Raw genomic sequence first — 23,054 nt, forward strand, 5'->3', positions numbered from 1 at the left:
TTCCTACAGGGTAGAAGTGTCCGCCGCAAAGGAACAGCGCATTGAAACCGAGCGGGAAGGCGATCAGCCGTCCAGTTGCGTCCAAAGCGGCGTGGCGCCCGCGGCCTTTTCGATCGCCGCCATGCGCGCCAGGTGTGCAGCGATCTCGTCATCGCTGGCCCGCAGCACGGGCGTGCGCGGCCGATCAGCCGGCAGGCGACGGATCGGAGTGGGCTGCGGCCGGCCACCATCGGCACTTTCGCCATCGCCAGCCAGGGACAGATTGGTCTGCCCACCGGTCATGGTCAGCCAGACGTCGGCGAGGATCTCGGCATCAAGCAGTGCGCCGTGCAGATCGCGCCCCGAGTTGTCCACGCCGTAGCGCTTGCACAGGGCGTCAAGGCTGTTGCGCTGACCAGGATGCCGCTCGCGCGCCATCAGCAGCGTATCGAGCACCGTGCAGTGGTCGGTGATCTCGGCGCGATCCTGCTGACCAAGCAGGGCGAACTCGTTATTGATGAAGCCAAGGTCGAACGCCGCGTTATGGATGACCAGCTGCGCGTCCTTGATGAACTCGAAGAACTCGTCAGCGATGTCACGAAAACGCGGCTTGTCGGTGAGGAACTCGTTGGTAATGCCGTGAACCGCTATCGCCCCCTCGTCCACCTCGCGATCGGGCTGCAGATAGACATGGTAATGACGCCCGGTCAGACGGCGGCCGATGACCTCGACACAACCGATCTCGATGATCCGGTGCCCATCGGCAACCGGCATACCGGTGGTTTCGGTGTCGAGTACTACGCTGCGCATGTCATTTCGCTCACTTACACAATAGGTTGTCGTTTGGCCTGAACCACACCGCGGTTGGCCAGCAAGTCGGCCTGCTCGTTACCTGGGTGCCCGGTATGCCCGCGAACCCACTGCCAGCTCACTTCATGACGACTGACCTGCTCGTCGAGCTGCTGCCAGAGGTCGGCATTCTTCACCGGCTGCTTGCTTGCCGTCTTCCAGCCGCGCTTCTTCCAGTTGGGCATCCAGTCGTTGATGCCCTGCATGACGTATTGCGAATCCGTCACCAGCCGCACCTTGCACGGACGTTTCAGCTCGGCGAGCGCGCGAATGGCGGCCATGAGTTCCATGCGATTGTTGGTGGTGTCCGGCTCACCGCCCCAGAGTTCCCGTTTGACGCCCTTGTACACAAGCAGCGCGCCCCAGCCACCGGGCCCAGGATTACCCTTGCAGGCACCGTCGGTATAAATCTCGACCCAATCGTCGCTCATGTAGATTGCTTACTCGTTTTGGCGGCGACAGACATTACGGCAGCCGATGGTGCTCGGCATCGCGGCGACTGATCTTGGCTACCGGCATCGGCAGCAACTTGCCCATCCGCTCGCGACGTTCCTGGCGCAATGGCCGCAGGCCTATCATCAACTTACGCGCTACCAGCAGATAGAAGCCGCCGGTTGGCGCCTGCAGCTGTTGCCCAACGGTTTCCAGACGCGACAATCGCGCCTGCCAGTCGCTCGAGGAAAGCGGCGGACAATAGCATCCAAAGCGGCGTTTCTCCAGCGCGAACCCCAGCAGGTTCAACCAGTCACCAACCCGCGACGGGCGAATGCAGCGGGCCTGGCGAAAGCCCTCGCGCGACACCAGATGACGCAGCCCCCAGGCGCTCCAGGGATTGATGCCGACGATCAACAGGTGTCCACCGGGACGCACGCCACGCGCTGCTTCACGCAACAGGCCGTGTGGCGAAAGGCTGAAATCCAGCGCGTGCTGCAAGACCACCACGTCGGCGGCATGCTCGCCGAGCGGCCAGGCCTGTTCCTCGCAGTGGATTTCCACACCCGGCAGCGGTGCACCGAGGCGAACGCTACGTTTGATGTTTTGCGGCTGCACCGGTTCGCCGGCAAATGGGCCGTTGTGCACCAGATAGCTGCCGAAGCAACGGGCCAGCTCGTCGGTCAGGACCTGCTTTTCCTGTACTAGCAGCTGCTGGCCCAAGGGGCCGGCAAACCAGTCGGACGCCTGGTTGATCATCGACAGCCAATGGTCGCTGGCTTGAGTGGACGGTCGCTCGTTCATCGCTCGGCTCCGTTTGCCCGCGGGCTCGCAGGGCGCTGGGTTCGATCAGGGTCAAGATTTCCTTGGGACTGCCAGAGCCCGCCCCCGTTTCCGGCGCGGCTTGCGACTCGGCGGGAACAGGTCCTAGGATGCGCCTTTGTGATCCGCTTGGCGACCCATCCATGTTCAAGATCGAAGCCCTGCCCGCCTTCACCGACAACTACATCTGGTTGCTCCAGGACGACGCCAGCCAGCGCTGCGTAGCGGTCGACCCTGGTGACGCCGCGCCCGTGCTGGACTGGCTATCGGCCCATCCCGGCTGGCAGCTGAGCGACATTCTGGTGACCCACCACCACCACGACCATGTCGGCGGCGTCGAACGGCTCAAGGCACACACCGGCGCACGTGTTCACGGACCGGCCGCCGAGAAGATCCCGGCACGTGACGAGTCACTAAGTGACGGCCAGCACATCGAGCTGCTCGGCAAGCGCCTGGAGGTCATTGCCGTCCCCGGACATACGCTTGGACACATTGCCTACTTTCATGCCGATCCAGAACAGCCCTGGCTGCTCAGTGGCGATACACTGTTCGCAGCAGGTTGCGGCCGGCTGTTCGAAGGCACGCCCGAGCAGATGTTCGAGTCGCTGAAGCGACTGGCTAGCGTCCCCGATCACACGCTGATCTATTGCACGCATGAGTACACGCTGAGCAATCTGCGTTTCGCCCAGGCGGTAGAGCCGAACAATGCGGACGTCGCCAAGCGCATCAGCGAGGTGACACAGCTGCGCGAGGCCGGTTGCTTCAGCCTGCCCAGCCGACTGGACATCGAGCGCCGGACCAATCCGTTTCTGCGCGGCGATATCGAGACGGTACGGCAGGCGGCGATCCAGCACAGCGGCAGCCAGCTAGACGGCGAAGTCGCGGTTTTCGCCGCTTTGCGCGCGTGGAAGGATCGTTTCTGACAAGGTCGACAAGTTCCCGAAACGGGGCGTGTCAACTTGACCCCATCAGGACGCATTCCTAGAATCCCCCGAATTTTGTTTCCGGGGAAGATTCCAGCCAATGCCGCCAGCTCCCAAGAAACGCCACGAAACGGACGCCTTGGCAGCCTCTGGTCGTGCGTTGGCCCTCGCCGTCTGCGTAGCCCTAGCCGGCTGTCAAAGCAACTCCGCACGCGATGATGATGCGTTCGATCAGTCGAGGCGTGCGAGCGGACCGGCGGTGCAGGAGCCCATCTGGCTGAGCGATACCAGCACCATCGTCGAACACGAGGACCTCTGGGCGCGCATCCGCGAAGGCTACAAACTGCAGGAGCATCTGGACAGCAACCCCCGCATCGAGCAGCAGCGCCTGCTCTTCGCCAGCCGCCCCCGCTCCATCGAAATCGCCAGCGAACGCGGCAGTCCCTATATCCACTACATCGTCGAGCGCCTGGAAGAGCGCGACATGCCTCTGGAGCTGGCACTGCTGCCAATCATCGAAAGCTCGTACGATCCGTTCGCCTACTCTCCAGCCCATGCGGTCGGGCTCTGGCAGTTCATCCCTTCCACCGGTCGTCATTTCAATTTGCGCCAGACCAGCTGGTACGACGGCCGCAGGGACATTACCGCCTCGACGAATGCCGCGTTGCGCTACCTGAGCTATTTGCATGGTCTGTTCAACGGTGACTGGCTGCTCGCCCTGGCCGCATACAACGCTGGCGAGGGTACGGTCAGCCGCGCCATCGAACGCAATCAGAAACTGGGCTTGCCAACCGACTATTGGAACCTGCCCCTGCCACGCGAAACTCGCGACTATGTACCGAAGCTGCTGGCGTTGTCGCAACTGATCGAAGCGCCTGAGGCCTATGGCATCAACCTCAACCCGATCGCCAATGAACCTTACTTCGAGGTCATCGCCCTCAAGCAGCGCATGGACCTGGCGCGGGTAGCCAAGCTGGCCGACCTTGACGAAGACGAGCTGTACCAACTGAACCCCGCCTTCACCCGCCGCATCACGCTGGACGGCCCGCAGCAACTGCTGGTGCCGCTGGAGAAGGCCGAGATGCTGGCAGCCAACCTGGCGTTGATGAAACCGCAGGAACTGGTGGACTGGAAGCAGTACACCGTCCGCCCAGGCGATACCCTGGGGGCGATCGCCAACCGCCATCACCTGACCGTCAATGTCATCCGCGACATCAACCGCCTGAACAGCGACTCCCTGCGTATCGGCCAGGTCCTGAGCATTCCAGCCAGCAGCGACGCCGGTGCATCCAGAGAATTACTGCACGCGGTAGCGCGTCAGCCAGACACCGCACCCCGCAGCTACCGGGTCAGATCCGGTGACAACCTCTGGGATATCGCCAAGGCGCAGCGCGTATCGGTACGCGACCTGCAGCGCTGGAACAATCTGTCCGGCAGCCAGCTGAAAGTAGGCCAGGCGCTCTTCCTGCAGGGGCCTGCGCCTGCCGCCAAGAGCAAGGACAATGCTGACGCCCCGACTTACTACAAGGTTCGTAAGGGGGATTCGCTGTATCAGATTGCCAAGCGTTTCAATGTGCAGCTGACCAATCTCAAGACCTGGAACCCGAAAAGCACCGAAGTGCTCCGTCCGGGCCAGCTGCTCACCCTCTACCTCCCAAGGTGAGCGCCCGACCGTCAACCCGCTGAACGCTTGCTCAGGGCTTCCATACAACGGCCGGTCAGCTGGGTGAAACGCTGAAAGGCGATGAACTGCTCATGCTTGAGCGCACGCCCGGACAAGCGACAATCGCCGTACAGCACACCGATCTCCCGCGCTCCCGCCATCAGCGGCGCAATGAAGAACATGCCGTTGCCGAGCCATTGCCGCAGCGGCTGCGTCACCAGGTCCGCCAGGTTGTAGCTTGCCGGCACCCCCATCCACAGCGACTGCCGATGTCGCAACGCATAGCTGAATATATGCGGCTGCTCGGGTTGGTCGACCGGCAGCGCAAAATTCTGAAGCCAGGCTTCGGCCCCCTCTCCAACGGCACAACGCACCTTGAAACGCGTCTGCTGGTCGGCCAGGACCGCCACCATTACCCGCTCCAATCCAACGCCTCGATGCAGCCCCTTGAGCAGCGTCTCCAGAATCAGGCTGGCATCGCCGCCGCCCGACGCCATCAGCCCAAGATCCTGCAGCGACTGTTGCATCAACAGCAGGTCGGGCTGCAGCAAGGCCGCCTGGCGCTCTGCCTGCTGCAGCCTGATCTGCTCCGGATCGGTGCTGGGAATCAGCCGGCCCAACCGACTGGCGCCAAAGGTGGTCGCAACCGTGACCGCTTCGTCGGCACTGGCGAGGATCTGCTGCAATGCATCGGCCTCAGTCACGCCTGTGAACTCCGCCACCGCGCTGGTCAGGGCCTGCATCTTTTCGCATTCCCAGCCGTCCAGTGCGGCTTCGCTGATCCTCACCCCCAACGCCACCGCACGCGCAGCCGGGTCATTGCTTACGGCCTGACTGTGAGCCAGGCTGGTCAGCTCGCCCAGATTCCAGCTTTTCACCAGCCCCAGCGTGAGCTGACGGAAGCTGGTGCCGAGAATGGCCTGTACCACTTCCTCAGGCTTGATGCCCGGCTGTTTCAGTTGCACGGCGAGCTCGTCGGCCTGCTCGCCGCCGCAGCCCCAGAACGCCAGCTCACCGACGTGATAGAGCAACGCCGCGATGAACACCTCTTCCTCATGCCGCGAAAGGACATAGCCGGCGATATTGCGCGCCTGCACGGCCGCATGAAAGGAGCGGGCCAGCAGCTCGAGCAGTTGCTCCCGCGGAGCCTTCTCCAGCAGGCTGTCGATCAGCGTCACCGACAGGCTGATCAGTCGGACATTGTCGAAGCCGATCATCACGATCGCCCGCGAGATGGTCTTGATGGTTTCCTGAGAGGGGTTGTAGTAGCTGCTATTGCCGACCCGGAGCACCTTGGAAGTCAGCGACGCATCGCGCAGCAGAACGTCGGCAAGCTGCTGGACCGAAGCGTGCTGGTGCTCGGCCAGCCGCTGGATATCCTTGACCACCGATGCCAGCGCCGGCAGTTCGGATTGGTTCAGGCGATCGATCCACGCCTGCAGACCCTGGGCACGTACATCCAAGAGGTCACACTCCACAATGCCAGTACAGGAAATGAGTGGCAGTTTGCCCGAGGTGGCCGGCCTTTTTCCAGCGCATACAAGCTGTTACTGTACCGGCCCGAGAAGCCCTTAAGCGCCAAGGATCGGATCCCCCGTCTGATGCGACCCCTGCTACTGTTATTGACCTGCCTGGCCTTGAGCTTTCCCGCCCTCGCCACCATCAGCGAAAGCCATGGTTATGCGCAGTTCGGCACTCTTAAGTACCCAGCCAATTTCACCCACTTCGACTGGGTGAATCCGCGCGCGCCCAAGGGCGGCAGGATCAAGCTGATGGCGTCGGGTACGTTCGATACGCTGAACCCCTATACATTCAAGGGCACCAGCCCAAGTGCGACCCCCGGATTCCTGCAGTACGGCTTCAGCGAGCTGAACGAACCGCTGATGGTCGGTACCGGCGTCTACGACCCTTCGGGCGACGAACCGGCGTCCAGCTACGGGCTGATCGCCGAATCGGTGGAGTACAGCGACAACAATAGCTGGGTCGTTTTCAACTTGCGCAAGGAAGCTCGCTTCCATGATGGCAAGCCGATCACCGCCTATGACGTGGCATTCTCCTACCGGCTGCTGCTCAAGGACGGGCATCCGCGCTACCGCACCAACCTGCAAGGGGTTAAGCGCGTCGACATTCTCAACCGGCACCGCATCCGCTTCGTCTTCGAGCAGCCAGACAATCCATTGCTGATCATGCGTCTCGGTGAACTGCCGGTCCTGCCGCAGCATTATTGGAAGAATCGCGACTTCAAGGCCACCACCTTCGATCCCCCGCTGGGCAGCGGCCCCTACCGCATCACCCAGGTGCAACCCGGGCGGCAGGTGGTGTTCGAGCGCGTGCGCAACTGGTGGGGCGCCAAGCTCCCAGTCAATCGGGGCAAGTACAACTTCAATCGCATCGATGTCGAGTTCTACCGCGACAACGTGGTGGCGTTCGAAGCGTTCAAGGTCGGCGAGTTCGACTTCTTCATCGAGCATCAGGCGAAGAACTGGGCCAACGGTTACCAGTTCCCGGCCGTGATGCGTGGCGACATCATTCGCGCAGAGATCCCACATCAGATCCCGACTCAGACCCAGGCACTTTTCATGAACGGCCGGCGTTCGACTTTTGCCGATAGCCGCGTTCGCGAGGCGCTCGGTCTGATGTTCGATTTCGAATGGACCAACCGTGCGCTGTTCTACGGCGCATACCGCCGCAGCGAAAGCTACTACCCCAACAGCGACTTCAGTGCCACCGGCAAGCCCGAAGGCGGAGAATGGCTGCTACTTTCGCCCTACCGCAAGCAGCTCCCTGGTGAGCTGTTCACCGAACCATTCGAGTTACCAGAAACCGATGGTCGTGGCATCCCGAGGGAAACACTGCGTCGCGCCCTGGGGCTGCTTGCCGAAGCCGGCTGGAAGCTGTCCGATGCCGGACTGCTGAACAGCGCCGGGCAACCGCTGAGCTTCGAGATACTGCTGGTCAACCCACGGCTGGAACGGATCCTCCAGCCCTACGTCGAGAACCTGGCGCGCATTGGCGTTCAGGCCAACCTGCGCACCGTGGACAGTGCGCAGTACAAGCAACGACTCGACCATTACGACTACGACATGATCCTGATGACGCTGGCCCAGAGCCTCAGTCCGGGCATCGAGCAGTACCTTTATTTCCATTCCAGCCAGGTCGGCGTCAAAGGCGGCCGCAACTATGCGGGAATCGCCAACCCGATCATCGATGACCTGATCGGCAAGCTGCTCGCCGCACAGACCCGCGACGAACAGGTGTCGGCCGCCCGCGCAATCGACCGCGTACTGCTGTGGAACCACTACACCATTCCGAACTGGTTCATCAGTAACCACCGCCTGGCGTACCGCAATCGGTTCGCCCATGTCACCACGCCGCCCTATACGCTGGGTTTGCGCGCCTGGTGGCTGAAGAGCCTGGAGAAGAGCAAATGAACAATCGCGTGAGCCATTCGCTGTTTCGCGCCGGCCTGCTGAGTCTGCTCTGCATGGCCGCCCTGTCCGAGGCCGCTCCCCGCCATGCCCTGACGCTGTATGGCGAGAAGCCCAAGTACCCGGCCGACTTTCAGCATTTCGAGTACGTCAATCCCGAGGCGCCCAAGGGCGGCACGCTGCGTCAGGCCGGTTTCGGCAGCTTCGACTCACTCAACCCCTTCATCAACAAGGGCGTCGCGGCCGACGACATCGGCCTGATCTACGACACCCTGACCACCAACAGCCTGGACGAGCCGTTCACCGTATACGGTCTGCTGGCGGAAAAGATCGAGAAAGGCCCGAACAACGACTGGGTGCGCTTCCACCTTCGCCCGCAGGCCCGCTTTCATGATGGCGAGCCAGTCAAGGCAGAAGACGTCGTCTTCACCTTCGAGACGCTGATGAGCCAGGGTGCTCCGCAATACCGTGCCTATTACGCCGATGTGGAAAAAGTGACGGCGGAAAGTGAGAGACGTGTGCGCTTCGATTTCAAGCATGCCGGCAATCGCGAGCTGCCGATGATTCTCGGGCAGCTGCCAGTCCTTCCGAAGCACTGGTGGGAAGGCAAAGACTTCACCTCGGGCAACCTCGAGCCGCCTCTGGGTAGCGGTCCGTACCGCGTCGAGAAAGTCCAGGCCGGCCGCTCGATCCGCTATGAACGCGTCGAGGACTATTGGGGCAAGGATCTACCCGTGAATCGCGGTTTCTATAACTTCGATCACATCAACTTCGATTACTACCGGGATAACACCGTAGCACTGCAGGCCTTCAAGGCCGGGCATTTCGACTACTGGTTCGAAACCAGTGCGAAGAACTGGGCCACCGCCTACGACATCGATGCAGTCCGGGATGGACGCATCCTCAAGGAGGAGATCCGCAACTACAACCCAACCGGCATGCAGGGTTTCATCTTCAATATCCGCCGCCCGCTGCTGCAGGACCGTCGCGTGCGCGAGGCGCTTGGGTTGCTGTTCGACTACGAGTGGACCAATCGGCAGCTGTTCAACGGCGCCTACACCCGCACCCGCAGCTATTTCGACAATTCCGAGCTGGCCTCCTCCGGATTGCCGAGCGAAGACGAACTGAAGATTCTCGAGCCCCTTCGCGGCAAGGTTCCGGACGAGGTATTCGACAAGGCCTTCGAACTGCCGCAAACCCAGGGCAACGGCGTGATTCGCGAACAGCAACGCCAGGCCTATCGGCTGCTGACGGAAGCGGGCTGGAAAGTCGAGAACGACAAGATGCTGGACGCCCAGGGCAAGCCGGTGAAGCTGGAGTTCCTGCTGGTGCAGGCCGAGTTCGAGCGCGTGTTACTGCCCTACAAGCGCAACCTGGCCGACCTGGGCATCGAGCTGGAGATCCGCCGAGTCGACGTCTCGCAGTACATCAACCGGCTGCGCTCGCGCGACTACGACATGATCGTCAGTGGCTTCGGTCAGTCCAACTCGCCCGGCAACGAACAGCGTGAATTCTGGCATTCGGCGAGTGCGGACAATCCCGGCAGCCGCAACTTCATCGGCTTGAAGGAACCGGCCATCGACATGCTGGTCGAGGGGCTGATCGGCGCCGACTCGCGCAAGGAACTGGTCGCCCATACTCGTGCGCTGGATCGCGTGCTGCTCTGGGGTCACTACGTGGTGCCGAACTGGCACATCAAGACCTGGCGCGTCGCCTACTGGAACCACCTGGCGCATCCGCAGGTAACGCCAAAACAGGACATCGGCCTGATGACCTGGTGGCGCATACCGGATGCGAAGGCTCCGGTCGCCGATCCGGTGGAAGCGAAGAAAGCCGCGGAAGCTGGTGCGAGCACGCCAGTCGATAACGGCGAGGCGGAGCGCTAAGCATGCTGGCTTACATTGTTCGCCGATTGCTGCTGATCATCCCCACGTTGTTCGGCATCCTGCTGATCAACTTCATCATCATCCAGGCGGCGCCCGGTGGCCCAGTGGAACAGGCAATCGCCAAGCTGGAGGGCTTCGAGGGCGCCACCAGCCGTATCGCCGGTGGCGGTTCGGAGGTTGCGGTGGGTGGCACCAGCTATCGCGGCGCGCAGGGCCTGGACCCCGAGCTGATCGCCGAGATCGAGCGACTCTACGGCTTCGACAAGCCGCCGGCCGAGCGCTTCTGGATCATGCTCAGCAACTACCTGCGGCTGGACTTCGGCGAGAGCTTCTTCCGCGACGCCAAGGTCACCGACCTGATCATCGAGAAGATGCCGGTATCCATCTCGCTGGGCCTGTGGAGCACGCTGATCATGTACCTGGCCTCGATCCCGCTGGGGATCGCCAAGGCCACCCGTCACGGCAGCAAGTTCGACGTCTGGACCAGCTCGGCGATCATCGTCGGCTACGCCATCCCGGCGTTTCTCTTCGCCATCCTGCTTATCGTGCTGTTCGCTGGCGGCAGCTACTGGAACTGGTTCCCCCTGCGCGGCCTGACCTCGGGCAACTTCGACGACCTGACCCTGGGCGGCAAGATCATCGACTACTTCTGGCACCTGGCCCTGCCCGTCACCGCTCTGGTGATCGGCAACTTCGCCACCCTGACGCTGCTGACCAAGAACAGCTTCCTCGACGAGATCAACAAGCAGTACGTGATCACGGCACGAGCGAAGGGTCTGAGCAAGAATCGCGTGCTCTACGGCCACGTGTTCCGCAATGCCATGCTGATCATCATCGCCGGTTTTCCGGCCGCCTTCATTGGTATGTTCTTCACCGGCTCGCTGCTGATCGAGGTGATCTTCTCCCTCGACGGACTCGGCCTGCTCAGCTTCGAGGCGGCGATCAACCGCGACTATCCGGTGGTGTTCGGTACCCTCTTCCTCTTCACCCTGCTCGGCCTGGTGGTGAAGCTGATTGGCGACCTGACTTACACCCTGGTCGACCCGCGCATCGATTTCGAAAGCAGGGAGGCCTGAATGCAGTTGTCCCCCCTCAATCAGCGCCGGCTGGCCCTGTTCAAGGCGCACAAGCGTGGCTGGTGGTCACTGTGGATCTTCCTTGCGCTGTTCGTGCTCAGCCTGGGCGCGGAGATCATCGCCAACGACAAGCCGATCGTGGTGCGCTACGACGGCGAATGGTTCTTCCCGGTGTTCAAGCGTTATCCGGAAACGGCCTTCGGCGGCGAGTTTCCGCTGCAGGCGAACTACAAGAGTCCCTATATCCAGGAACTGATTGCCGAGAAGGACGGCTGGATGGTCTGGCCGGTCATTCCCTTCAACTATTCGAGCATCAATTACGAACTGCAAGTGCCCGCCCCTGCGCCGCCTTCGCTGGATAACTGGCTGGGCACCGATGATCAGGGCCGCGATGTGCTCGCCCGGGTGATCTATGGTTTCCGCATCTCGGTGCTGTTCGCCCTCACCCTGACCCTGATCAGCTCGGTAATCGGTGTCATCGCCGGCGCCCTGCAGGGCTTCTATGGCGGCTGGGTCGATCTGGTCGGGCAGCGCCTGCTAGAGATCTGGTCGGGCCTGCCGGTGCTCTACCTGCTGATCATTCTCGCCAGCTTCGTGCAGCCGAACTTCTGGTGGCTGCTGGGCATCATGCTGCTGTTTTCCTGGATGAGCCTGGTGGACGTGGTACGTGCCGAGTTCCTCCGTGGGCGCAACCTCGAGTATGTACGCGCGGCCCGTGCACTGGGCATGCAGAACGGCGCGATCATGTTCCGCCACATCCTGCCCAACGCCATGGTCTCCACCATGACCTTCATGCCATTCATTCTCACCGGCGCCATCGGCACCCTCACCGCGCTGGATTTCCTCGGCTTCGGCCTGCCGGCGGGCTCGCCGTCGCTGGGCGAGCTGGTCGCCCAGGGCAAGGCCAATCTGCAAGCCCCCTGGCTCGGTATCAGCGCCTTTCTGGTGCTGGCGATCATGCTGACCCTGCTGGTGTTTATCGGGGAGGCGGCGCGCGATGCCTTCGACCCAAGGAAATAAGATGTCCGAAGTTTCGATTGGCGAGAGCCTGGTCGAGGTCCGCGATCTGGCCGTCGAGTTCGTCACCGGTGATCAGGTCCAGCGCGTCGTAGAAGGCGTGTCCTTCGACATCCGCAAGGGCGAAACCCTGGCCCTGGTGGGCGAAAGCGGCTCGGGCAAGTCGGTCACCGCCCATTCCATCCTGCGCCTGCTGCCCTACCCGCTGGCCCGCCACCCGCAGGGGCAGATTCATTTCCACGGACAGGACCTGATCAAGGCCGACGAGAAGGCCATGCGCAAGATCCGTGGCAACCGTATCGCCATGGTCTTCCAGGAGCCCATGACTTCGCTCAACCCGCTGCATACCGTGGGCAAACAGATCAACGAGGTGCTGGAGATCCACAAGGGCCTGCGGGGCAAGGCCGCCACCGCCCGCACCCTGGAATTGCTCGAGCTGGTGGGCATTCCGGAACCGCGCAAGCGCATCCGCGCCTATCCGCACGAACTGTCCGGCGGCCAGCGCCAGCGCGTGATGATCGCCATGGCGCTGGCCAACGAGCCGGAACTGCTGATCGCCGACGAGCCGACCACGGCGCTGGACGTCACCGTGCAGCTGAAAATCCTTGAATTGCTCAAGGAACTGCAGGCGCGGCTGGGCATGGCGCTGCTGCTGATCAGCCACGATCTCAACCTGGTTCGGCGGGTCGCCCATCGTGTATGTGTCATGCAGCGGGGTCGTGTCGTCGAACAGGCGTTGTGTGAAGAACTGTTCCGTTCACCCAAGCATCCGTACACCCAGGAACTGCTCGCAGCCGAGCCCAGCGGTGGCCCGGTGGCGGTCGAGCAGGCGGCACCGCTGCTGGAGGTCGAGGACCTGCGAGTCTGGTTCCCGATCAAGAAAGGCCTGCTGCGGCGCACCGTCGATCACGTCAAGGCGGTCGACGGTGTGAACTTCAGCCTGCCCAAGGGGCAGACGCTGGGGATCGTCGGCGAGAGCGGCTCAGGCAAGTCGACCCTGGGCTTGGCTATCCTTCGTCTGTTGGCCAGTCGCGGCGAGATCCGCTTCCAGGGCCAGCAGCTGCAGGGCATGTCACAGGGCGCCGTGCGGCCGTTGCGCCGGCAGATGCAGGTGGTCTTCCAGGACCCGTATGGGAGCCTGAGCCCGCGGATGTCGGTCGGGCAGATCATCGGCGAAGGGCTGCGCATTCACCACATGGGCAATGCGCAGGAGCAGGAACAGGCAATCATTGACGCGCTCGTGGAGGTTGGTCTCGATCCGGAAACCCGGCATCGCTATCCCCACGAGTTTTCCGGCGGGCAACGGCAACGCATTGCCATTGCCCGGGCTCTGGTGTTGAAACCGGCGCTGATACTGCTCGACGAGCCGACCTCGGCTCTCGATCGCACGGTTCAGCGCCAGGTGGTGGAGCTTCTGCGCTCGTTGCAGGCCAAGTACAACCTGACCTACCTGTTCATCAGCCATGACCTGGCGGTGGTCAGGGCACTCAGCCACCAGATGATGGTGGTCAAGCAAGGCCAGGTGGTGGAACAGGGTACGGCTGCCGAGATATTCGCGGCGCCGCAACATCCGTATACACAGCAGCTGCTGGAATCCGCCTTCATGGCGCCCGGCGCTGCCGAACAACCAGAAGAGGGACAAGCACATGGGTTTTCTCACCGGTAAGCGCGTACTGATCGTCGGCGTTGCCAGCAAACTGTCGATTGCCTCGGGCATCGCTGCCGCCATGCATCGCGAAGGTGCAGAACTGGCTTTCACCTACCAGAACGATAAGCTCAAGGGCCGCGTCGAAGAATTCGCCGCCGGCTGGGGCTCGGGCCCGGAGCTGTGCTTCCCCTGCGACGTCGCCAATGACGAAGACATCGCCCGCGTGTTCGAGGAACTGGGCAAGAAGTGGGACGGCCTGGATTGCATCGTGCACTCGGTCGGCTTCGCTCCCGGTGACCAGCTGAACGGCGACTTCACCGAAGTCACCACCCGTGAAGGCTTCAAGATCGCTCACGACATCAGCGCCTACAGCTTCGTCGCCCTGGCCAAGGCCGGCCGCGAGATGATGAAGGGCCGCAACGGCAGCCTGCTCACCCTCTCCTACCTGGGCGCCGAGCGTACCATGCCGAACTACAACGTCATGGGCATGGCCAAGGCCAGTCTGGAAGCCGGCGTTCGCTACCTGGCCGGCAGCCTCGGCCCGGAAGGCACCCGCGTCAACTGCATCTCCGCCGGCCCGATCCGCACCCTGGCCGCCTCCGGCATCGCCAGCTTCCGCAAGATGCTCGCTGCCAACGAGAAGCAGACCCCGCTGCGCCGCAACGTCACCATCGACGAAGTCGGCAACGCCGGTGCCTTCCTCTGCTCGGACCTGGCGTCCGGCATCAGCGGTGAGATCCTCTACGTCGACGGCGGCTTCAACACCACCGCGATGGGCTCGCTGGAAGACTGATCCCGCGTCCGTCTACGTAAGCACCGAACCCCGCCTTTTGGCGGGGTTCGTGTTTCTGCGCGACGGCCTCAGCCGGCCGTCACCGTCATGCCCCATCGGCCATGACCACCGAACCCACCAAGAAGCTGGCCCGCTCCGAGGCGAGAAAGGCGACGATCTCGGCGATCTCCTCCGGTTGCGCCGCGCGCCCGATGGGTGCGGCTTCGCCATGCTGGGCAAGAAAGCCCGGGCCGTCTTCGACCACGTCGTTGAGGATGTTGGTCACCACATCGCCAACACCGATGGCGTTGACCCGGATGCCATGCTCGATCGCCTCCAGCGCCAGGGTGCGGGTCAGCTGCGCCAGCGCGCCTTTGGATGCCGTATAGGCGGCAATGGTCGGAAAGGCGAAATACGACGCGTAAGACGCGATGTTGACGATCGCCCCCGAGCGGTTGGGCACCATCGCCTTGACCGCTTCGCGGCAATGCAGGAAGGCCGCCGTGGCGTTGACCGCCTGGATGCGCTCCCAGTCCTCGCGGGTCATGTCTACCACCCGCTTGTTGATGATGATCCCGGCGTTGTTGACCAGGATGTCGAGCCGGCCGAAATGCTCGATGGCCAGCGCGACAGCACGCTCGGCGGCGCCATCTTCGGTGATATCCGCCTGCAGCGGCACCAGCCCCGGCCGAGCGAGCTCCTCGATCGCCGGGTCGATGTCTTCGGCAATGACCTTGGCACCTCGCTCGTGCAGCAGCAAGGTGATCGCCTTGCCGATACCACTGGCAGCGCCGGTGACCAGCGCGACCTTGCCTGCAACTTCCTGAACGACGATGTGATTCGAATCAGTCATGGTGCTCTCCTCTCTTTTGGGCTGCGCCAGGAGGCGCGATGGGCAAACTGTCGCCTATCGCAGCAGGCCGGGCTTTCGCACGCTTGCGCTGGCTGTCGCGGTTTTGCGCGCAGCAGGGATCTGCCGAGGCGCAGGGTCTGCGCTAACCTTCGGCGCTGAGCGCTTTCGAATGTCTGCCAGGAGCACACCATGCCGCGGCCATCACAAGCCCCGCCACGGCCCCATGCGGGGCAAACCAGCCCGCAGTCGATGAGCCATTACCTGCCTGGTGAAGCGCGCGCGACCACACAGCAGCCGCCGATGCAGGACGTGGTGGTGCAGCTGTTCAGCCATCGCACGATCGTCGAGCCGATACAGGTACCGGCAGTGTTGGAGCCGCTGCTGGTGCTGATACTGGCCGGTGCGGCACGAGTCGAAGAACGTGCACTGGCCGGGCAATGGAGCGCGGCCACCGTCAGGGCCGGCGACTTCTTCCTGACCGATACCCACGAGCCCTACGAGATGCGCTGGCAGACGCTGGAAGGTGAGCGCTTCGAGGTGATGCACCTGTATCTCGGCCTGCCGCTCATCGACCAGGCCGCTCGGGAACTGCTCGGGCCGCAGAGCACAGCGGTTGCCTTGCGGGATGTCTCCGGCGCTCAGGACGACACGGTTCGCTGGTTGATGGAGAAGCTCAGCCACGAGCTGATCGAAGAGCGCCAGCCCAGCCTGCTATACGTTCGCGGCCAGGCCCAGGCACTTGCCGTGCATCTGGTGCGTCACTATCGCGATCGGCAAGAGGTCGTCCGCCGCAGCAACGCCTTGCCGGCTTACAAGCTGCGCCGGGTCATCGAGGCGATGGATGCGCAGTTGGCCGACGATTTCAGCCTTGCGCAGCTGGCCCGGACCGCCGAGCTGAGCGAGTACCACTTCAGCCGGATGTTCAAGCGCGCGACCGGGCTTTCGCCGTCGCAGTATTTCATCGGCCTGCGTATGGCGCGGGCGCGTCGGCTGCTGATCGAAACGCAGCGCAGCGTCATCGATATCGGGTTAGAGGTGGGCTATTCGAGCGCGAGCCACTTCTCCCAGGTGTTTCGCCGTGAGGTGGGCGTCACGCCCAGCGCCTATCGCCAGGCATGAACTGCCTTTGCCTGACGCCAGAACGACAAAACCCCGGCCATGGGGACCGGGGTTCTGTTTTGGCAAACCCGACGACCGCCGGGTTTGCGTAACGCAGGCTGATCAGCGCTTGGCGACCAGATCCTTCGGCAGCTTGAAGGTCCAGACCATACCGCCTTGGTTGAAGTCCTTCACGCGCTTGGCGACCTCGCCGCCCCACAGCGGTACTGCACCACCCCAACCGGAGAGAACGGAGACGTACTGCTCGCCATCCATTTCCCACGTGACCGGAGAACCGATTACGCCCGAGCCGGTGTTGAACTCGTAGACCTTCTTGCCGGTCTTGGCGTCGAAGGCCATCAGGTAGCCCTCGGGGTTGCCGGTGAACACCAGGTTACCCTTGGTGGCCAGCACGCCGCCCCACAGCGGAGCGTAGTTGTTATAGCGCCACACTTCCTTGCCGGTCTTCGGATCGATGGCGCGCAGCACACCGATGAAGTCCTCGTTCAACGGCTTGATGGTGAAGCCGGCACCCAGGTAGGCCGCGCCCTTCTTGTAGGCTACGCCCTCGTTCCAGATGTCCATGCCCCACTCGTTGGACGGCACGTAGAACAGGCCGGTGTCCTGGCTGTAGGCCATGGGCATCCAGTTCTTGCCACCCAGGAAGGACGGTGCGACGAACACCGACTTGCCCTTGTCCGCGTCGGCAGGATTGCCCGGACGGTGGGTTTCGTCGTAGAGCGGACGGCCGTTCTTGTCCAGACCCTTGGCCCAGGTGATCTTGTCGACGAACGGGAAGCCACGGATGAACTTGCCGTTGGTGCGGTCGAGCACATAGAAGAAGCCGTTGCGGTCGGCAGTGCCGGCAGCCTTGATGGTCTTGCCGCCTTCCTTGTAGTCGAAGGAGATCAGCTCGTTGACGCCGTCGAAGTCCCAACCGTCATGCGGAGTGGACTGGAAGTGCCATTTGATCGAGCCGTCGTTCGGGTCCAGAGCCAGACGCGAGGACGAATACAGGTTGTCGCCAGGGCGCAGGTGCGAGTTCCACGGCGCCGGGTTACCGGTACCGAACAGCAGAGAGTCGGTGTCCGGATCGTAGTAGCCGCCCAGCCACGGAGCGGCACCGCCGGTCTTCCACAGGTCGCCCGGCCAGGTCTTGCCCGCTTCGCCACCGGAGATGCCGGCCTCGACCTTCTTGCCGTCCTTCCAGACGTAACCCATGTGGCCTTCCACGGTCGGACGGGTCCACAGCAGCTCGCCGTTCTTCGCGTCGTAGGCCTCGATCTTGCCGACCACGCCGAATTCACCACCGGAAACGCCGGTGATCAGCTTGCCGTTCACCACCAACGGTGCGGCGGTCAGCGAGTAGCCAGCCTTGTAGTCGGCGACGGTCTTCTTCCAGACCACCTTGCCGGTGTCCTTGTTCAGGGCGACCAGCTTGGCGTCCAGCGTGCCGAAGATCACCAGGTCGCCATACAGCGCCACACCGCGGTTGATCACGTCACAGCACGGCATGATGCCGTCGGGCAGGCGGGCGTCGTACTGCCACAGTTCCTTGCCGGTCCGGGCATCCAGTGCGTATACGCGCGAGTAGGAACCGGTGATGTACATCACGCCGTCCTTGATCAGCGGCTGCGCTTCCTGACCGCGCTGCTTTTCACCGCCGAGAGAGAAGCCCCAAACCGGTCGCAACTGATTGATGTTATTGGTGTTCAACGTGTCCAGCGTGCTATAGCGCTGGCCCTGCAAACCCAGACCGTTGGTGACGATCTGATCGGTGGATTTGGCGTCGTTGAGGATTTCCTGGTCGGTTACGGCCCAGGCGTGCAGGCTGGACATCGCCACCGCGGCGCATAGCGCCGTCACGGCGAAGGGCTTGCGAAGACCGGTGTGCTTCATTGCGGCTACCTCTGCGGGTTCATTGTTATGCCGGGAAATTTTCCCGGTCTGTGGGTGATTCTTGGTTTGCACCGCCTCGCCAACAATTGCCCGCAGTACCGATTTTCCTCCTCCCTTGGTAGCAATACGCCTCCGCAGGCCACGAAAGACGCGTGATTCGGCCCGCCGCCAATGCCGGGCGGCACCGAAAGTCGCACCCATATGGCCGGAAAAGACTATTCCGCTGAGCCCGCCCCACGCCCTACAACGGACGCCCCCTCGCTCAGAAGGATAAGAGCCATGCTTCGCCCGACATTGGTCATCGCCCTCATCGTCTTCACCTTGCAAAGCGCCCACGCGTCCGAACCGATCCGCCTGGGTCTCAACTACCCGAGCACCGGCAACTACAAGTCAGAAGGTCTGGAGCTGCGCCGTGGCGCCCTGCTCGCCGTCGACCAGATCAACCAGGATGGCGGCTTGCTGGGCCGGCGTCTGGAGCTGGTCAGCCTGAATTCGGCGGCTCGCGCGGAAAAGGCGCGTGCCAACGTCGACCGTTTCGCCAAACAGGGCGCAGCGATGATCTTCGGCGGCGCTAACAGCGAAGAGGCGCTGAGCACCGGCCAGCGCGCCCGCGAACTTGGACTGCTGTACTTCCCCACCCTCGGCTACGCCAACGAGATCACCGGGCGGGACGGCCATCGCCACCTGTTCCGCGAGTCCAACAGTGCCTGGATGAGCGCCCGGGTACTCGGCGAATACCTGAGCTGGCACATGCCCAATCGCCGCTACCACTACATCAGCCTCGACGATGCCTGGGGCCACAGCATGGAGCAGGCCCTGCGTGAAGCGACCAAGAGCCGCGACCGCGCACGCCATGGCTACTCGAAGATCGCTGCGCGAGGTGCCCGTCGCGACGACTACCTGAGCGCGTTGCAGAAGGCTGCCGCCAGCGACGCGGATGTGCTGGTGATCGTCCTGCTCGGCCAGGATCTGGTACAGACCATGCGCCTGGCGCACACCCTGGAACTGGGCAAGCGCATGCAGATCATCGTGCCCAACCTCACCCAGAGCATCGTCGAGCAGGCCGGACCGCTGGTGATGGAAAACGTGATCGGCACCGAAGCCTGGACCTGGCGGGTACCGCAGCGAGAGAAAAGCGAAACCGGCCAGGCGTTCGTCGAGCGCTACATCGCGTTGCATCAGGCCTACCCCGGCAGCACCGCAGCGTCAGCCTACGGCATCGTCCGGCAGTGGGCCGATGCCGCGGGGCGGGCCGGCCGACTGGATAGCGAAGCCGTCATCGCCGAGCTGGAGAACCATCGCTATAGCCTGTTGAAGGACGAGCAGTACTGGCGCGACTTCGACCACCAGAACGTCCAGAGCATTTATGCGGTAAAGGTTCGCAATCGCAGCGAGATCATGCAGGATCGCTTCAAGCAGGACTATTTCACCATCATCCACCGCATGGATGGCGAGGAAGCCGCACCCAGCCTGGACGACTGGCAGCAGGAACGTGGCGATCAGCTACAGCTGCAGTGATTGAAGGCTTCGACTGGAGTGGAACGTCAACCGGCGCGCCGCGGGCGCGCCTTCACTCGTCGACGCGCTGCAGCGCCATCGCTTCGTAACGCGGATACAGATGACTGACGCTGCGGATCAGTTCATAGCGGGTCAGGCTGATGCCGGCGAAGCGCTCGGGGATCGGGCTCTGGATCACCTCGTTCATGTCCGCCCCGCCATTGGCGGCTTCTCGCAGCAAACCGTCCAGCCAGCCGAGGTAGTCGCGCATCTGGAGGAAAGGCGCGGCATCATCGGCCACCGGGCCGTGGCCAGCGACCAGGCGCTTCCAGGGCAATGCCTCTAGCGTATCCAGATCTTCCAGCCAGACATCCAGGCCTGGACTGTTCGGCGTGGTCAGCGCGCGCTGGTAGAACAGGATGTCACCGGCGAAGAGCACGCCGCTGCGTTCGTCGAGAATGGCCAGATCGGCACCGGTGTGACCGCGCAGAGCGAGCAGACGCAGGGCACGTCCACCGATCTCCAGCGTGCCAGGCGCCAGAGTCTCGGTCGGCAACACCACCTCGGTACCGCGCATCCAGTCACCAACCAGGCGGTACATGTTCTCGGCCATGGCGTTGCCCTGCTCGCGCAACAGCTCGGTCGTGCCGGCGAGCGCGGCGATGGGCACATCGGTAAATGCCTGGTTGCCGAGGACGTGGTCGGGATGATGATGCGTCAGCAACAGCTTGATGACCGGGCGATCGGTAACGCTCGCGATGGCCGCGCGCATCGCCTCGCCGTAACGCCGCGACGGGCCGCTGTCGATCACCACCACGCCGGCGTCGGTGACGATGAAGCCGGTGTTGACGATATTGCCGCCGTTGGCCTTGTCGAAGTTGTCCGTCGAGCCTTCCAGCAGCCACACGTCATCGGCGATCTGCCGCGGCTGCAGCGTGTAACGCAGCTCGGCATGTGCGGGCAGGGTCAAACAGAACGCGAACATCAGGAGCAACAGGCGCATGACGCCTCCTTGGCTTGGTTGCTGGCTCTCGGAGAAAACGCGGGCTGGTCAGTTCAGAGCGCGGCTTCGAACTCGTTGCCGTTGTTGTCACGCAGCCACAGGCGGGTGTCCTGCGCGCCCTTCACTTCCAGGCTCAGACTCGGGTTTTCGGCGACCGCCGGATACAGTTCCAGCTCCGCCAGGACCTGACCGTCGGCATCGCGCAACTCGGCCTGGTTGAGAAAGAATTCGGGAATGCCGCCGACCAGACCGTTATCCATCGGGTGGGAGACCTGCAGGCGCAAACGACTGAAATCGCCGCGGGCGAAGCGCCCACCGATGACTTCACCGAGGCGGTCTTCCCAGCCTGGCTGGGCACGCACCACGCTAGGCGCCGTACAGCCGCCACCAGCAGCATCGACCTTGGCCGAGCCGATGTGCCAGACACCATCACGGGTCAGCACCGCCGCGCGGATCGGTGTCGCCTGTTCCACACGTATGCGGATGGCGACCAGCGGCACGACCTGCTCGCCAGGCGTGAAGGTAAAAATCCGTGGGATGGGATTGAGGTCGGCCCAGGCTTCGATGCGCACCACCTCGTCACCGAGGGCTCTGGCATCGATGTGCACCGGCACCTGCCGCGAATCCTCGGCGAATGGCGGTACCTGGACCTTTACTCGCTCGTCGAACACGTAGGGCTCGCTGTTGAGCAAGCCCTTGTGGTGGTATTCCCACATCACCGACTGCAGTGGGTCGGCCTCGGCCGCCAGGGCGCCCGAGGCGTGAAGGACCATCATCAGCAGCAAGATTCGGACGCTCATGTCGACTCCTCGAACGGCGATCCGCAGCGGGATCGGCATGGCGCAACCGGTCAGCGCCCGGCCACGTCGCTCTCCACATCCTGATACAACCCGGGCAACTCGTAGCTCAAGCCATAGCTGGCGTAGAGCTTTTCCAGCTCGCCTTCAAGAATCAGCGGCTCCAGTACTTCTTCCAACGCGTAGGCCAGCTGGCGGTTGGATTCATGCACCGCCATACCGAGATCCCATACCTGCTTGCCCATGTTCGGGTAAGCGTTCTCGGCGAGCTTCAGGTGCTCGTCGTCGGCCTGGTCGAGCAGCCACTCGATCTCCGCGCGCATGGCCATGGTGGCGTCCACCTCGCCCTGCTGCAGCGCAGCGAATGCCTCGCGAATGCTCGGGTAGTGATGGGTGTGCTTCGCCAGTCGGCCCTCGAATACCGAAGACAGGTAGAACGAGGGCACGCTGTCCACTTCGACGCCGATCGGGTGGTACTGAAAGACCGCCACGCTCGGCACCTCGTCGAGACGGCGATCGTCATACGCGGACTGCCAGCGCTCGCGCTGATAGGGTGCGAACATCACCACCAGCTCGTTGATCACTTCACCCAGCTCGTTGCGCTTGTAGGCGAACTCGCGGTCGTACGGCACACGCAGCATCACGTCAGCCAGCACGCCAGGCCGCAGGTAGTGCCCCTTCCAGATGAAGTTGCGCAGGTCGTCGTCGAGGGTTTCGTCCGGCGTCACCCACAGCACTTCCAGTGTCAGGTCCAGCCCTTCGGCTAGCTTGCGCGCCAATTCCACATCGACACCGCGCGGCTGGCCGTCCTGCTGGTAGCTGTACGGCGGGAAATTCTCGTACATCGCCACCTTGAGCACGCCGGATTCGATGATGTCATCGAAGGCGCGCACCTTGACCACGTCCGCCTGCGCCAGTGCGCAGCACAGTGCCAGCCACAGCGACAGAACCAGCCGGACGGCGTTCATCACTGCTTGGCCGCTTCGCTTTCAATATAGGTGCGAATCGCCCACAGCGCTTCCTGGCTGAGGGTGTCGGCCATGCGCGGCATGTACACGGCACCGTCACGGACCGCACCATTGATCACGCGCTCCTTGTACCACTCGTCGCCGTCGTAGCTGGCTTCCAGCTCACGCAGGTCGGGGGCGATACCGCCGGAAATGGCTTCCAGACCGTGGCAACGCGCGCAGTTCTGGTTGTAGGCGGAGGAACCGATTTCCACGGCCAGGTCGTGGTGCTCGCTGGGCGCACGATAGGGGTTCTCGTCCAGCCATTCTTCACCGAGATCCGGCAGGCCCTTGGTGTTGACCGCCTGCGGCGTCACGTCACCATGCGCCAGAACCAGGCCGGACATACCGAGAACACCCGCTGCCAGCAGTGAGCGCAAAAAGATCTTGTTATTCATGACTACC

At 63.0% G+C, this 23,054-nt stretch carries 19 protein-coding genes and 1 pseudogene; 10 read left to right on the forward strand and 10 right to left on the reverse strand.

Going from position 1 to position 23,054, the window contains the following annotated elements; translation table 11 throughout:
• Positions 1 to 63: 63 nt before the first annotated feature.
• Genes dnaQ through NAO55_RS06595 form a run of 3 tightly spaced genes read right to left on the reverse strand, consistent with a single transcriptional unit; the run spans position 64 to position 2,064 of the window.
• On the reverse strand, positions 64 to 789 hold the full coding sequence (gene dnaQ / locus NAO55_RS06585; protein ID WP_102841005.1) for a DNA polymerase III subunit epsilon: 726 nt from the start codon (positions 787 to 789) through the stop codon (positions 64 to 66).
• Between the two features lie 14 nt (positions 790 to 803).
• Complete coding sequence (rnhA, locus tag NAO55_RS06590) at positions 804 to 1,259, reverse strand: ribonuclease HI (protein ID WP_063540624.1); 456 nt, start codon at positions 1,257 to 1,259, stop codon at positions 804 to 806.
• Positions 1,260 to 1,293: 34 nt separating this feature from the next.
• Entirely contained in the window at positions 1,294 to 2,064 is a 771-nt protein-coding gene (locus tag NAO55_RS06595) for a class I SAM-dependent methyltransferase (RefSeq protein ID WP_063540625.1), read from the reverse strand.
• A 161-nt stretch (positions 2,065 to 2,225) separates the two neighbouring features.
• Between NAO55_RS06595 and gloB the strand changes: the two genes are divergently transcribed.
• The gene (gloB, locus tag NAO55_RS06600) at positions 2,226 to 3,005 is read left to right on the forward strand and encodes a hydroxyacylglutathione hydrolase (protein WP_102841004.1); all 780 of its coding nucleotides are present in this window, start codon (positions 2,226 to 2,228) and stop codon (positions 3,003 to 3,005) included.
• Between the two features lie 100 nt (positions 3,006 to 3,105).
• Positions 3,106 to 4,668, forward strand: coding sequence for a lytic transglycosylase domain-containing protein (locus tag NAO55_RS06605; RefSeq protein ID WP_180981657.1), 1,563 nt, complete (start codon positions 3,106 to 3,108; stop codon positions 4,666 to 4,668).
• 11 nt (positions 4,669 to 4,679) lie between these two features.
• On the opposite strand, the gene NAO55_RS06610 is transcribed toward NAO55_RS06605, so the two are convergent.
• The gene (locus NAO55_RS06610) at positions 4,680 to 6,131 is read right to left on the reverse strand and encodes an HDOD domain-containing protein (protein WP_102841003.1); all 1,452 of its coding nucleotides are present in this window, start codon (positions 6,129 to 6,131) and stop codon (positions 4,680 to 4,682) included.
• A 138-nt stretch (positions 6,132 to 6,269) separates the two neighbouring features.
• Here NAO55_RS06610 and NAO55_RS06615 point away from each other — a divergent pair, with 138 nt between their 5' ends.
• The 6 genes from NAO55_RS06615 to fabI are packed head-to-tail and all read left to right on the forward strand — an operon-like array spanning position 6,270 to position 14,516.
• A complete protein-coding gene (locus tag NAO55_RS06615; RefSeq protein WP_063540628.1) occupies positions 6,270 to 8,099 on the forward strand; it encodes an extracellular solute-binding protein in 1,830 nt (609 codons plus the stop codon).
• The gene (locus NAO55_RS06620; protein ID WP_102841002.1) at positions 8,096 to 9,982 is read left to right on the forward strand and encodes an extracellular solute-binding protein; all 1,887 of its coding nucleotides are present in this window, start codon (positions 8,096 to 8,098) and stop codon (positions 9,980 to 9,982) included. Before NAO55_RS06615 ends, NAO55_RS06620 begins: the two co-directional genes overlap by 4 nt.
• A 2-nt stretch (positions 9,983 to 9,984) precedes the next feature.
• Positions 9,985 to 11,058 (forward strand): microcin C ABC transporter permease YejB, encoded by a 1,074-nt coding sequence (locus NAO55_RS06625; RefSeq protein WP_063540630.1) that lies wholly within the window; start codon positions 9,985 to 9,987, stop codon positions 11,056 to 11,058.
• Positions 11,059 to 12,078, forward strand: a complete 1,020-nt coding sequence (locus tag NAO55_RS06630) for an ABC transporter permease (RefSeq protein WP_102841001.1) — start codon at positions 11,059 to 11,061, stop codon at positions 12,076 to 12,078. It abuts the gene before it with no gap.
• A 1-nt stretch (position 12,079) separates the two neighbouring features.
• Entirely contained in the window at positions 12,080 to 13,741 is a 1,662-nt protein-coding gene (locus tag NAO55_RS06635; protein ID WP_102841000.1) for an ABC transporter ATP-binding protein, read from the forward strand.
• A complete protein-coding gene (gene fabI / locus NAO55_RS06640; RefSeq protein WP_102840999.1) occupies positions 13,722 to 14,516 on the forward strand; it encodes an enoyl-ACP reductase FabI in 795 nt (264 codons plus the stop codon). The genes NAO55_RS06635 and fabI overlap by 20 nt, the downstream gene beginning before the upstream one ends.
• 68 nt (positions 14,517 to 14,584) lie before the next feature.
• Here fabI and NAO55_RS06645 read toward each other — a convergent pair.
• Positions 14,585 to 15,348, reverse strand: a pseudogene (locus tag NAO55_RS06645) (SDR family NAD(P)-dependent oxidoreductase).
• A 189-nt stretch (positions 15,349 to 15,537) separates the two neighbouring features.
• On the opposite strand from NAO55_RS06645, the gene NAO55_RS06650 reads away from it, so the two are divergent.
• Positions 15,538 to 16,467, forward strand: coding sequence for a helix-turn-helix domain-containing protein (locus tag NAO55_RS06650; RefSeq protein WP_500862663.1), 930 nt, complete (start codon positions 15,538 to 15,540; stop codon positions 16,465 to 16,467).
• Between the two features lie 102 nt (positions 16,468 to 16,569).
• On the opposite strand, the gene NAO55_RS06655 is transcribed toward NAO55_RS06650, so the two are convergent.
• Complete coding sequence (locus tag NAO55_RS06655; protein WP_102840997.1) at positions 16,570 to 18,345, reverse strand: PQQ-dependent methanol/ethanol family dehydrogenase; 1,776 nt, start codon at positions 18,343 to 18,345, stop codon at positions 16,570 to 16,572.
• 279 nt (positions 18,346 to 18,624) lie between these two features.
• Between NAO55_RS06655 and NAO55_RS06660 the strand changes: the two genes are divergently transcribed.
• Positions 18,625 to 19,863 carry a substrate-binding protein gene (locus NAO55_RS06660; protein ID WP_102840996.1) on the forward strand — a complete coding sequence of 413 codons (1,239 nt, stop codon included), beginning with the start codon at positions 18,625 to 18,627 and terminating at the stop codon, positions 19,861 to 19,863.
• A gap of 52 nt (positions 19,864 to 19,915) precedes the next feature.
• Here NAO55_RS06660 and NAO55_RS06665 read toward each other — a convergent pair whose 3' ends face one another.
• From NAO55_RS06665 to pedF, 4 genes are read right to left on the reverse strand one after another with little or no spacing between them, the layout of a single operon-like run.
• Positions 19,916 to 20,845, reverse strand: a complete 930-nt coding sequence (locus NAO55_RS06665; RefSeq protein ID WP_102840995.1) for a quinoprotein relay system zinc metallohydrolase 1 — start codon at positions 20,843 to 20,845, stop codon at positions 19,916 to 19,918.
• Positions 20,846 to 20,898: 53 nt separating this feature from the next.
• Entirely contained in the window at positions 20,899 to 21,645 is a 747-nt protein-coding gene (locus NAO55_RS06670; RefSeq protein WP_063540636.1) for a quinoprotein dehydrogenase-associated SoxYZ-like carrier, read from the reverse strand.
• A 50-nt stretch (positions 21,646 to 21,695) separates the two neighbouring features.
• Entirely contained in the window at positions 21,696 to 22,610 is a 915-nt protein-coding gene (locus NAO55_RS06675; protein WP_102840994.1) for a substrate-binding periplasmic protein, read from the reverse strand.
• Positions 22,610 to 23,047, reverse strand: a complete 438-nt coding sequence (pedF, locus tag NAO55_RS06680) for a cytochrome c-550 PedF (protein WP_046618948.1) — start codon at positions 23,045 to 23,047, stop codon at positions 22,610 to 22,612. The genes NAO55_RS06675 and pedF overlap by 1 nt, the downstream gene beginning before the upstream one ends.
• Positions 23,048 to 23,054 lie beyond the last annotated feature (7 nt).

Source organism: Stutzerimonas frequens, assembly GCF_024448335.1.
Classification (GTDB): Bacteria; Pseudomonadota; Gammaproteobacteria; order Pseudomonadales; family Pseudomonadaceae; genus Stutzerimonas; species Stutzerimonas frequens.